6 protein-coding genes are annotated in these 12,167 nt (G+C 74.2%); 1 reads left to right on the plus strand and 5 read right to left on the minus strand.

Annotation, left to right across the window (positions count from 1 at the left end; genetic code table 11):
- Nucleotides 1-36: 36 nt before the first annotated feature.
- The 3 genes from BJ979_RS17835 to BJ979_RS00945 all read right to left on the minus strand — a co-directional run bounded on the left by BJ979_RS17835 (nucleotide 37) and on the right by BJ979_RS00945 (nucleotide 9,168).
- Nucleotides 37-6,534 carry a tandem-95 repeat protein gene (locus tag BJ979_RS17835; protein ID WP_179564315.1) on the minus strand — a complete coding sequence of 2,166 codons (6,498 nt, stop codon included), beginning with the start codon at nucleotides 6,532-6,534 and terminating at the stop codon, nucleotides 37-39.
- A 422-nt stretch (nucleotides 6,535-6,956) separates the two neighbouring features.
- On the minus strand, nucleotides 6,957-8,804 hold the full coding sequence (gene menD, locus BJ979_RS00940) for a 2-succinyl-5-enolpyruvyl-6-hydroxy-3-cyclohexene-1-carboxylic-acid synthase (RefSeq protein ID WP_179564317.1): 1,848 nt from the start codon (nucleotides 8,802-8,804) through the stop codon (nucleotides 6,957-6,959).
- Entirely contained in the window at nucleotides 8,782-9,168 is a 387-nt protein-coding gene (locus BJ979_RS00945) for a PLD nuclease N-terminal domain-containing protein (protein WP_179564319.1), read from the minus strand. Before BJ979_RS00945 ends, menD begins: the two co-directional genes overlap by 23 nt.
- A gap of 119 nt (nucleotides 9,169-9,287) precedes the next feature.
- Here BJ979_RS00945 and BJ979_RS00950 point away from each other — a divergent pair, with 119 nt between their 5' ends.
- On the plus strand, nucleotides 9,288-9,596 hold the full coding sequence (locus tag BJ979_RS00950; RefSeq protein ID WP_179564321.1) for a DUF4229 domain-containing protein: 309 nt from the start codon (nucleotides 9,288-9,290) through the stop codon (nucleotides 9,594-9,596).
- On the opposite strand, the gene BJ979_RS00955 is transcribed toward BJ979_RS00950, so the two are convergent.
- Together BJ979_RS00955 and BJ979_RS00960 are read right to left on the minus strand one after the other, a co-directional pair.
- On the minus strand, nucleotides 9,552-10,751 hold the full coding sequence (locus BJ979_RS00955; RefSeq protein WP_343046539.1) for a 1,4-dihydroxy-2-naphthoate polyprenyltransferase: 1,200 nt from the start codon (nucleotides 10,749-10,751) through the stop codon (nucleotides 9,552-9,554). The genes BJ979_RS00950 and BJ979_RS00955 overlap by 45 nt on opposite strands.
- A 203-nt stretch (nucleotides 10,752-10,954) precedes the next feature.
- Complete coding sequence (locus BJ979_RS00960) at nucleotides 10,955-12,145, minus strand: AMP-binding protein (protein WP_179564323.1); 1,191 nt, start codon at nucleotides 12,143-12,145, stop codon at nucleotides 10,955-10,957.
- Nucleotides 12,146-12,167: the final 22 nt, after the last annotated feature.

A 12,167-nucleotide genomic window follows, 5' to 3' on the forward strand; every position in this document is an offset into this window, starting at 1 on the left:
GGAGCGCCGACGGGCGGCGCTCCGGAGGTCAGCGCGTCACGCCTCCTCGCCGGCGGAGAGGCTGCGGCGACGCACCGCGAGCAGCACCATCGCGAGTCCGGCGAACAGGCCGAGCAGGCCGAGCGCCAGGGGCAGGATGCCGTCGACACCGGTGTGGGCGAGGGAGGCCACGCCCGAGCCGCGGGTCGTGCCGGAGCCGCCGACCGCCGAGCCCGAGCCCGCGCCTCCGCCGAGCCCGGTGTCGCCGCCGGCCGGAGCCGCCGGGTCGACCGTGAAGATCACGACCGCGGGGTCGCTGACCAGCCCGTTCGCATCCACGACCTCGTAGAAGACCGCGGCGTCGCCGACGAACCCGGCGGCGGGCACGAAGGTGATCACGCCGGTGGCGGGGTCGATCGTGGCGGTGCCCTGCTGGGCGGTGGGCGGCGTGCTGATGCGGTAGGTGAACGGCGCGGTGCCGACCGGGGCGGCGGGCGTCAGCGTCTGCGTGGCGCCCGCGACGCCGCGGGAGCGGCCGGCGTCGGAGGTCGGCGCCGCGAGCGGGTCGACGTCGACGTGGAACACGCCGCTCTTCGCGACCCCGTTGCCGTCGGTGACGGTGAAGGGGATGTCGACGGGTCCGCTGAAGCCGGTGGCCGGGGCGAAGACGATCTCGCCGGTGGCCGGGTCGATCTCGGTCGCGCCGGAGCTCGCCGGGGGCACGTCGCTGCCGAGAGCCCAGGTGCGCGGACCGCTGCCCGTGGCCTTCGGCGTGGCGTGCACGGGGTGCGCGCTGCCGCCGGGGGCCGTGGCGGTGGTCGTCGCCGGGGCGACGGGCACGAGGGTCGGGTCGACCGTGACGGTCACGGTCGCCGGGGCGCTCGTGACGGCGCCCGCGCCGCTGCCGCTCGTCACCGTGTAGGTGAAGGAGGCGGTGCCGCTGAAGTCGTCATCCGTCGTGACCGTGACGCGGCCGGTGGCCGGGTCGACGCTGGCCGAGTGGATGCCGGCGGACAGCGGCGAGCTGACGGCGACCGTGAGCGGTCCGCTGCCGACGGGCGCGCCGAGCTCGGCCGAGCTGGTGCCGCCGCTGGCGACGGTGATCGCACCGCCCTGCGCGACCGGCGCGACAGTGAGGGTCGCGGTGGCGGGAGCGCTGGCGTTGCCGTCGGCGGTCGCGCCGCGGTAGCCCACGGGGAGCTTGCCGCTGACGCCGGTGGCCGGGGTGATGACCAGATCGGTTCCGTCGATGACCGCGGTGCCGAGGTCGGCCGCGAGCGGCGTGGTGATCTCGTAGTGGTCGATCGTGCCGGAGCCGGCCAGCGGGATGCGGATCGGCTGCGGGTCGGCGGAGGCGGAGGTCGACGCGCTGACGGCGGCGGCGACTGGGTGCACGTGCACCGTCAGGGCGACCGTGGTGCTCGCACCGCGGGCGTCGGCCAGCTGGAGCACGATCGCGTCGTCGCCGGCGTAGCCGTCGGCGGGCGTGTAGACGACCTGCCCGGTGGCGGCGTCGAGCGAGGTGACGGCGCCGTGCTGCGGACCGGTCTGCACACTCCACACGAAGGGCTGCGAGCCGACGGCGACCGGCGCATCCAGCTCGACCGACTGGTTCACCGTGGTGCTGCCGGTGACGCCGGCGGCGTAGGGGCGCACGGTGATGGTCGCGGTGTGCTCGGCGCTGGTGACGCCGCCCTCGGTGACCGTGTACTTCACGGTGAAGACGCCGGAGACGCCGTTCGCCGCGGTGTAGCTGATCGTGCCGGTGGTCGCGCCGATCGACGCCGTGCCCTTCGCGGGGCCGCTGCCCGCGACGAGGGCGTAGTGCTTGGCGCCGTCGTCGTTCGTGCCGAGTCCGGTCGGGGTGGCCGTGACCGTGGCGTCGCCGTGCTGGTCGAGGCTCGTCGTCGCGGCGGCGTCACCAGCGGTCGGGACCACGGTCACGTCGACGGTCAGCGGGGCGGCGGCGCGGTTGCCCTGCGCATCCACCGGCACGTAAGTCCAGCTCGTGGTGCCGGCGAAGCCGCTCGCGGGGTGGAAGACGGCCTTGCCGGTGCTCTGGTCGATCGTCACGGTGCCGCCGGCGGCGGGCTGGGTGATCTCCCAGTGCAGGCTCGTGCCCTTCGAGAGCGCGCCGAGGTCGAGCGGCGCGGAGTCCTGACCCGCGGCCGTGGTCTGGGTCGTGTCGGCGCCAGTGGGCAGCACGTGCAGCGTGATGGTCTGCGGGGCGCTGTCGACGCCGTCGCTGGTCGCGATGTACGAGCCCGTGAAGGTGCCGCTCTGGCCGGAGGTGGTGTGCACGGTGAGCGCGCCGGCGCCGCTGACGGTGGCGAGGATGCCGTCGCCGAAGCCCTCGTCGAGGCGGTAGCTCGGCGCGGTGCCGGTGGCGGCGGGCAGCTGACGCGTGGCGCTGGCGCCCGAGTCGACGGCGAGCTCGTCGGCAGAGGCGGCCGGGGCGACGTGCAGCGTGGCGGTGGCCGTCGCGCTCGAGCTGGTGCCGTCGGCGACGGTGTAGTCGACCGCGATGGTGCCGGCGGCGCCGGGGGCGAGGGCGATCCGCAGGGCGCCGTCGGCGACGGTCACGCCGGTGACGCGGGGGTCGGTGGATGCGGCGGGCACGACGGTCAGGCCGGTTCCGGTCGCGTCGGCGGCGACCGCGACGGTCTGAGCGGCGACGGTGGCCGTGGCGTCCTGCTGCACGTCGCGGGCGACGGGCTTCGTCGTGACCGCGGCGGTGATCGGCGCTCCGGCGACGGCGGAGGATCCGGTGCCGCTGGTGACGCTGAGCGTGACGCTGTCGGCGCCCGACCAGCCGTCGGCGGGCACGTAGTGCACGACGCCGGTGGTCGCGTTCACCGTGGCGGTGCCGTGGGCGGGGCCCGCGGTGATCGCGAAGCGCACATCTGTACCCTGCTTCGCCGGGGCGGGCAGGTCGACAGCGACGCCGTTCGGGGTGCCGGCGGTGGTCGTTCCGCTCACGTTCTGCGCGCTCGGGCGCACCGTGAAGACGGCGTGGTGGGTGGCGCTGGTCTGGCCGCCCGAGGTGACGCGGTAGTCGACCGTCGAGACGCCCGAGTGGCCGTCGGTCACGTTCAGCGTGATCTTGCCGGTGGCCGCGTCGATGGAGGCGTCGCCGAAGGTGGCGCCGCCGACGAGCTCGTAGACGGGCGAGCCGGGCTGGGTCGCCGGCTGCGCGCTGACCGTGGCGGTGCCGTCCTGATCGAGCGTGGTCGACGCGGCGAGGTCCGCGAGCACGGGCACGACCTTGACCGTGACGGTCGCGGGCTGCGCGGCGGCATTCCCCTGCGCATCCACCGGCGTGAAGGTGTAGCTGGTCGTGCCGGTGTAGCCGGTCGCTGGGGTGAAGGTGGCGACGCCGGCCGAGGTGACGGTGACCGAGCCGGTGCCGGTGGGGGGCTGGGTGACGGTCCAGTGCAGATCGGTGCCGGCGCTGAGCGCGCTCAGGTCGGTCGTGACGGCCTGGCCGGCGTCGGTCGACACGGTGGTCGACTGCGCGGTGGGCAGCACGTGCACGGTGATCGTGGCCGGGGCGCTGGTGAGGCCGTCGGTCGTGACCGTGTAGGTCGCGGTGCGGGTTCCGCTGGTGCCGGCGGGCTGCGTCGGCACGACGAGGCTCGAGCCGCTGATCGTGCCCACGCTGCCCGAGACGAGCGTGTAGGTGACGGGGCCGGTGCCGGTCGGGGCGGGCAGGCCGAAGCTCGCGCCGGTTCCGTTGTCGAGGCTGAGCTCGGCGGCGGTCGCGACCGGGGTCACGTTCAGCGTCGCCGTGGAGGTGGCGGTGCTGGTGCCGTCGCTGACCGTGTAGTTCGCGACGAGCTTGCCGCTCGCGCCGGAGGCCGGGGTGATGCGCACGGCGCCGTTCACGACCGAGACCGAGGCGATGCGCGCATCCGAGGTGGTCGCGCTGACGGTGAGCGGCGAGGCCGAGGTGCCGCCGGTGGCGTCGATCGCGATGTCGACGGCGCTCGGCGTGGCCGAGGCGACGGTGCTGCTGCTCACCGGGCGGGCGATCGGGGTGACCGTGATGCTCGCGGTGACCGGGTCGCCGGCGACGGCGCTCGCGCCGCTGCCGCTGGTCGGGGTGAGCACGAGGCTGTCGGGGCCGGAGTACCCGGCGGCCGGCACGTAGTGCACGACGCCGGTCGTCGAGTCGACCGTGGCGGTGCCGTGGGTCGGGTCGGTCGTGATGGCCCAGTGCAGGTCGCTGCCCTTCTGGGCGGGCTTCGGCAGGTCGATCGCCGCATCCGCCGGGGTGGATGCGCTGACGCCGGCCGCGTAGGGACGCACGGTGAAGGTCGCGGTGTGCTCGCTGCTCGCGCCGCCGTCGGCGGCCACGGTGTAGCGCACCGAGACGACGCCGCTCTCGCCGTTCGCGGCGACGTAGGTGACCTTGCCGGTCGCCGAGTCGATCGAGAACGTGCCGTGGGCGCCGGTGGAGGCACTGCCCGCGACGAGGGCGAAGGTCTTCGTGCCGGCCGCGGTGGTGACGGGCGCGGCGGTGACGAGGGTCGCATCCCCGGCGGCGTTCAGGGTGCCGGTCTGGGCGACGTCGGCGGTGATCGGCGCGACGTGCACGGTGACGGTCTTCCAGCCGCTGACGCCGCCCGCCGGTGCGTCGGTGACCTGGTACTGGAAGGTCGCGTCACCCGAGAATCCGGCGGCCGGGGTGACGGTGGCGAGGCCGCCGGCAGTGACCTGCAGCTGGCCGACGCCGGCCGAGGGGTTGCGCGTGGCGTAGCTGAGCGACGAGCCGGCGCTGAGCGCGGCGAGGTCGACGCTGACGGCCGTGCCCGCCGAGGTGCTGGCGCTGGTCGCGGCGTTCGTCGGCGTGATCGTGACGCTCGCGGTCGCCGGCGCGCTGGTCTGGCCGTCGGCGGTGGCCGTGTAGGTGAAGCTGTCGGCGCCGCTGTAGCCGTCGGCGGGCGTGTACTTCAGGGTGCTGCCGGTCACGACGACCGTGCCGTGGGCCGGGCCGGTGGCGACGGCGTAGGAGGTGGTGCCGGTGGTCGCGCTCGACGTTGTCGACGCGGTCAGCGACACGGCGGCGGGGTTCGTCGCGGCGGCGACGCCGGTGCCCGAGACGTTCTTCGCGACCGGGGCGAAGGGCACGTTCGCGCTGGCGGTGCGCTGGTTCGCATCCGTCACCGTGTTGTTCGTCGCCGCGACGACGGCGGAGACCTTGACGGCGCCGCTCTTGGTCGAGGTGACGGGGATGCTCAGCGCCGGGCTGGTCGTGCCGGGCACGTCGAGCGCGGTGTCGGGCGTGAAGTTGCAGACGATCGAGGTCGCGCCGGCGGCGGGCGTCGGGCAGCTCCAGCGGGTTCCGGTGGGCGCGCCGGCGAAGGCGCCGGAGTCGAGCGACACGGTCACCGAGACGGGGCTCGTGGCGGGGCCGTCGGTCGAGGCGAACTTCAGGGCCGCGCTCGCCGCGCTCGTGGTGGTGCCGTTCGCGGCGACCGCGGTGGTCGGCGCCGACACCGTCGGGGTGACGCCGGGCTGGATCGGGTTGATCGTCGAGATGCTGAGGGCGTTGACCTCGTGCACGTCGTTCGAGCCGCCGGTCGACGAGGCCCAGCCGAACTTGAAGGTGGAGGCGGCGAGCAGCTCCGCCGGCTCGGGCACCTCGATGGTCGGGGTGGTCGAGGCGGCGCTGTAGTTCCAGTAGACGCGCACCTTCGGGTCGGTGACGTTCGGCGGGTCGACCGTGATGCGCACGGGCACGCCGGTGCCGCGGGTGGTGGGCTTCGGGGTCTGCGCGGCGGTCGTCGCGAGCGGGGCGCCGGCGATCGACGAGAGCTGCACGCGCGGGGCGAGCAGGCAGTAGCCGGTGGTCGAGCCGCCGGCCGCGGTCACGTCGCCCGCGGGTCCGCGCACGGCGAGGATGTTCTTGACGACGTCATTGCCGCCGGAGGCGTTCTTCGCGGGGATGTAGCTCTGGTTGCAGGTGCTGGCGGCGCGGGTGTCGTTCGTCTCGACCGGGTAGTTGCCCCACGCATCCAGGCCGATGCCGAGCAGCGCGTGCGCGAGTCCGGGAACGCCGCTGCGGGTGTTGTAGCCGAGCGAGCCGCCGACCGGGCCGACGCTGGTCAGCTGGTACTGGCCGTCGGTGAGGAAGAACGAGATGCCGTCGGCGCCGTTGCCGCCGTACTGGTACTGCGTGAACTGGATGTCGAGGCCGGCGCGCGAGGGCAGCGGGCTGTTGTAGAGGAAGTAGCTCGACAGGTTGCCCGTGTTCGTGGTCAGACGCAGCGCGCCGGTGCCGCTGGCGTCGTTGGGGCCGACGGCGCAGCTGGCCGGGGTCTGCGCGCTCGGCGCACCCGCGACGGTGAGGCAGGGGGTGTAGCTGCCGCCCTCGACGTAGTAGGGGTTCGCGACGGTGTTCGTGGTGAACGTGTCGGTGAGCAGCGGGGTGCCGGCGGCGTGCGCGGGGCTGACGGCGACGATCACGGCGGCGAGCGCGACGACGCCGGCGACGATCGCGGCGGTCAGCGTGCGGGCGCGACGGGAGAGCGGGATGCGGCGGAGGGCGTGCATGGCGTGCTTTCGGTGTCGGGTCCTGATCGATCCGGACGCTCGGGGATGGTTTCGGGTCACCGCCCGAGCGTCCGGTCGCTTGCGGCTCGAATCGGGTAGCGCTCCGCAAACGTTTTATCCAGTGTGCGAGCGACCGGGGTACGCGACGTAGTCCCCATGCAGGGGGACTTTCGACACAATCGGGGTACGAATGGGGTACGGAATGCCGACAGCACCTGGAGTTGCGCGTCAGGCGTCGGAGAACAGGCGTTCCGCACTGGGAAATCAGCAGAACGAGGACATTCGGAGCCGATGGCGAATCGGGTTGGGGTCGAATTCGGGGCGTGAAACGTCTAGTGCAGGGCCGAGCGTCGGGGTACGGGTTCTGCGCTTGCAGTAGACCGAACGGTATGTCGTATCAGCGCCCGGCCGGACCGACAGCGTCAGCGCGTCAGCGGGACCGCGATCAGCGCCGGGCCGGACGACGCGGTGAACGCCTCATCCAGCTCGCCCCGATTCGCGACGCGGCGGAACTCCCAGCCGTAGGCGCGGGCGAGCGCCTCGAGATCGACCGGCTGCGGGGTCAGCTGCACCCGGTCGAAGAGCTGCGCATCGGCGCTCTGCGCGACCTCGAGTCCGTCGAAGATCGTGCCACCGCCGTCGTCGCCGACGATGACCTGGATGCGCGGGTGCGGCTCGCCCGCCGGCAGCGCCAGCGATCCGGCGTCGTGCAGCAGAGCGAGGTCGCCGATGATCAGCCGGGTCGTGCCGGCGGCCGCGCGAGCTCCGGGCGCTGTCGGATCGTCGGCGCCGGCGCCGCGCGGTCGGCGCTGCGATGCCGTGGCGATGCCGAGCGCGGTCGCGATCGTGCCGTCGATGCCGGCGAGTCCGCGGTTCGCGTGCACCCGGATGCGGCGTCCCGGAACGGTGTCGTCGGCGACGCGGATGAGGCGCGACGCCGCGAGCACCAGGCGATCGTGCGGCCAGGTCGCCGCCCACACCGCGCCGACGAGCTCGTCGCGGGTGACGGGGCGGCGCATCCGCTCGAGCTGCGAGCGGGCGAACGCCGCGCGCTCGCGGTAGTCGGTGCTGTCGATCGCGGCCGGCGGGTCGACGGCTCCGGCCTCCTCGGCTCGCTGCTCGAGCAGCGCACGCGACGCGAAAACCCAGCGCCCGATCCAGGCGCGGGTGTCGGCGGGCAGCTCGCCCTCGACGACGATGTCGGCGGAGCCGTCGAGGATGCGGGCGGTGCCGTGCGGGTCGTAGGCGTCGCGCCCGGCGGCGCGCACGACGATCGTCTCGACGTCGGCACGCCCGAGCAACGCGGGCACCTGGCGGCTCAGCGTCGGCTGGCCGAGCACGATCGCCCGGCGGATCTCGTCGCCGAAGCCCGGCTCGTCGAGCAGCGCGCGGTAGGCGGGCACGGCGTTGGGGCCGAAGCGGGCGCCGCTCGACACCTCGGCCAGCAGCGGGGCGCCGAGCTCGCGGGCGAGGCGCTCGGCCCGCTCCCCCGCGCGCGCTCCGGCGATCACGACGGTGCCGGGCTCGGGGCGCAGTACGAGGGGCGCCCGGTCGGTCGATGCGGTCGGCGCCGCGGCGTCGGCGCGAGCCGCGGACTCCGCCGTATCCGATGCGGCCGCCAGTTCACGCAGCAGCCGCAGCTCCTCGGCCGGCAGCGCGCCGGAGAGCGGCTCGCGGAACTGCAGGTTCACGTGCAGCGGGCCCGGACCGGCGGCCGCGGCGCCGGCGAACGTCGTGCCCTCGACCGTCGCCCCGCCGAGCGGCGCAGCGAGCACCTCCGCGATCTCGGCGACCAGCGCATCCACCTCGCCGGCGATGTCGGTCGACGCGTCGGGGGCCGGCACGTCCCACTCGGCGCGCACGGCGCCGCCGAACATGCCCGGCTGCACGGTGGTCTGGTTCGAGCCGCGGCCGCGCAGCTCGGCGGGGCGATCGGCGCTGAGCACGAGCAGCGCGACACCGGAGTGCGAGGCCTCGAGCACGGCGGGATGAAGTTCGGCGACGGCGGTGCCGCTCGTCATGACGACGGGCACCGGGCGCCCGGTCTCGACGGCGAGCCCCAGCGCGAGGAAGCCGGCGCCGCGCTCGTCGATGCGCACGTGCAGGGTGAGCGCACCGGCGCGCTCGAACTCGGCGGCGGCGAGCGCCAGCGCCTGCGAGCGCGAACCCGGGCAGAGCACCAGATCGCGCACGCCGAGGCCGATCAGGCCCCGCAGGAATCGTGCCGCGAACGCGCTCGCCGGGGCGTCAGTCCTGGGGCTTGCTGTCATCGTCGAGCTCGGCGAGCTTCTCCTCGAGCTTGCGGATGCGTTCCTCCTGCTCACGCTCCTTGCGCAGCTGCAGCAGGAAGTCGGGATCGTCGTCGGGGGCGACCGGGCGGCCGAGACGCAGCGACCCGGTTCCGACCGGGTGACCGGCCTCGCGGGCCTGCCGGGCGGCGCTCTCCGACGAGCGCTCACGGCCGAGCGCGAACCACAGCACGGCGCCGATCAGCTGCAGCACGACCACGATGATGATCCATCCGAGCTTCGGCAGGTGCTTGACACGGTGATCTTCGATGCGGGCGATGTCGACGATCGACACGATCACCGCGGCGATGGTGACGACCGTGTAGATCACCGCGAACCTAGCCATGAAGCGCATCCTACGCGCCGGGCATGGGAGCCGAGTCCGGGCAGGCCCGGCGTGCAGGCAGGCCGGCCGGCGCGTGGGCGTCGGGCGGACTCCCTGCCGCGGGTTCCTACACTGGGGGGATGCCCGCCTGGTTGCGCTACGCCCTCATCCGCGTCGGCGTCTTCGCCCTCGTCTTCGCCGTGCTGCTGCTGCTCGGCTTCCACTACGTCTGGGCCGGGCTCATCGCCGCCGTCGTCGGCTTCTGCGTCGGCTTCATCTTCTTCCGCGGGCAGCGCGACGAGGTGGCGACGCAGCTCGCCAACCGCAAGCCGCGGCGCACGACCGACGAGTCGGTCGAAGACGCCGAGGATGCGGGCGACACGGTGGCGCCGTCCGCCCCCGCGTCAGAAGGCGATGGCCGCGGCCAGCGCCAGACCGAAGGCGAGTGAGCTCAGCACGCTGAGCCGCAGCGCCAGCACCAGCTCCTTCGACGTCTTCGCCGTCAGCGTGATGAGCACGGCCGGCACGGCCGCGATCAGCACGAAGAACACGTAGAGCGCGTTGTCGAAGAGCAGCAGGAAGAACACGTTGATGCCGAACGGCGCCAGCAGCAGCACTGCGAAGGCGATGCGCGAGGGCAGGTCGCCGATCAGCACCGACAGTGTGCGCTTGCCGGCCTTCGCATCCTGCTCGCGGTCGCGCAGGTTGTTGACCATGAGCACGGCGCAGGCGAACAGGCCCGCCGCGACGCCGGCGATCCAGGCCTCGGGCACGACCGTGCCGACCTGCACGAACATCGTGCCGACCGTCGCGACCAGGCCGAAGAACACGAACACGAACAGCTCGCCCAGCGCGTTGTAGCCGTAGGGGCGTTTGCCACCCGTGTAGAACCAGGCGGCGAGGATGCAGACCGCGCCGACCGCGAGCAGCCACCACTGGCCGCTGCGCCAGGTCAGGAACAGCCCCGCGAGACCCGCGATGCCGAAGAACACGAAGGCGACGTTGCGCACCGTGCGCGGCTTCGCCCGGCCCGAGCCGACCAGGCGGGCGGGGCCCTGGCGCACCGCGTCGGTGCCGCGCACGCCGTCGGAGTAGTCGTTGGCGTAGTTCACGCCGATCTGCAGCGCGAGCGCGACGACGAGGCAGGCGAGGGCGCGCACCCAGTGCTGCGACCATCCGCCGGCCGTGAGCCCGGCGATCGCGGTGCCGAGCGCGACGGGGGCGATCGCGAGGGCGAGGGTCTGCGGGCGGGCGCCGCTGATCCAGTCGCCGACCGTGGCCTTGCGCGCCGAGGGGGCGCCGGGCAGCGGACCGCCGGGGCGTCCGCTGCGGCCCGGGCGCGGGGCGGCGGCCGTGACGCCGCCGCGCGCCTCCTTGTTCTCGGCGCGACCGGCGCGCGCGGCGGCCGAGGCCGGGCCGGCGGCGGTGCGGCGGGTCTTCGTGACGCCGCCGTTCGCCTTCGGCGTCGCGCCGCCCTTCTTCGCGGTCGACGCGCTGCCCTTCGGGACCGGGGTCTTCGCGGTCTTCGCCGTGTCCGACGACGAGTCGCTCATCGCGTCGTCGAGCTTGCGGGGGTCGATGCGCTGCTGCTTCGGTCGTGCCACGAGGGGAATCCTAGGGCGTGCGTCGATGAGCCCCGTCGAGCTCCGGCCCGGGCTCGGTGCAGGATCCTGCGGCGATCCTGCACTCGCCGCACGATATTCCGCGGCCCTGCCGAGATCGTGCGGCGCTCTGCCGCCCGCAGCGCGCGACCTGGGCAGCCGCTCCGTAGGCGGCGCCGCGCCCGCCAGGGCGATGACGGCACCGTTCAGCTCGGACGGGCGAGCCTCCGGCGCAGGGCCACCCGATCGGGCTTGCCGCTCGCGAGCAGCGGCAGGGCATCCAGCGAGAGGATTCCCCGCGGTCGCGCCGCCGCGCCGAGACGCGTACCGACCTCGGCGATCGCCCGATGCGAGTCGTCCGCGGTGAAGCCGGTGGACCCGTCGAATGCCGTGGCCGTGAACACCACCGGCACCTCGCCCCAGCGCTCGTCGGGGCCGGCGACGACCACCGCATCCGTCAGACCCGGCAGCTCGCGCAGCACGCGCTCGATCGCGCCCAGCGACACCTTGATGCCCCCGGAGATGAACACGTCGTCGAGCCGCCCGATCACGACGAGCCGGGTCGCGACCGCGTCGGGGCCGGCGTCGATGCTCTCGTCCGGGTCGAACCGGCCGCCGTCGTCCGTGCGGTACCAGCGCTGCCCCTCGTCGGTGACGAAGCGGTCGGCCGTCAGCTCGGGGTCGCCGAGGTAGCCCTCGGCCAGACTCGGCCCGCCGAGCTGCACCTCGCCGTCCCTGATCCGCACGGTCGTCGTGCCGATCGGCACGCCGTCGTAGACGCAGCCGCCGCTCGTCTCGCTCGAGCCGTAGCTGCGCGAGACGGCGACGCCGGCATCCTCGGCCCGCTCCAGCAGGGCGCGCGGGGTCGCCTGGCCGCCGACGAGCACGCGCTGGAAGCGGCGCAGCTCGGCGAGCGCCTCCCGGTCGTCGAGCAGCGTCTGCAGCTGCGCGGGCACGAGCGCGACGAAGCGCTCGGGGATGCTCAGCTCGCGGGCCGCCGCGACGAAGCCGGCCGCGGTGAAGTGCTCACCCGGCACGGTCACCGGCTCGGTGCCGGCTGCGAGGGAACGGCTCAGCACGTTGAGCCCGGCGATGTAGTGCGTCGGCAGGGCGAGGATCCACTGGCCCGGCCCGCCGAGCGCGGCCTGGCTGGCGCCCGCGTTCGCGAGGATCGCATCCGCCGAGAGCGCGACGCGCTTCGGGCGCCCGGTCGATCCGCTCGTCTGCACGACGAGTGCGACCTTCTGCTCGACCTCGGCCGGCAGGTCGGCGAGCGCGGGCCCGTCGGCGCGCTCGCCGGCGGCCAGGGGCAGAATCGCGGGGCCGCCCGAGAGCGCCGCCCGCAGCGCCGCGAAGACGTCGGCGCCGTGTTCGAGAACCTGCAGCGGGCGGGTCACGGGCGCACCCCGCGGAGCGAAC

It is taken from the genome of Schumannella luteola (genome assembly GCF_013408685.1).
GTDB lineage: Bacteria > Actinomycetota > Actinomycetes > Actinomycetales > Microbacteriaceae > Schumannella > Schumannella luteola.

Coding starts and splice junctions, on each gene's coding strand:
- BJ979_RS00950 (WP_179564321.1), top strand. CDS start 9,288: ATGCCCGCCTGGTTGCGCTACGCCCTCATCCGCGTCGGCGTCTTCGCC.
- BJ979_RS17835 (WP_179564315.1), bottom strand. CDS start 6,534: ATGCACGCCCTCCGCCGCATCCCGCTCTCCCGTCGCGCCCGCACGCTG.
- BJ979_RS00945 (WP_179564319.1), bottom strand. CDS start 9,168: ATGGCTAGGTTCGCGGTGATCTACACGGTCGTCACCATCGCCGCGGTG.
- menD (WP_179564317.1), bottom strand. CDS start 8,804: ATGACAGCAAGCCCCAGGACTGACGCCCCGGCGAGCGCGTTCGCGGCA.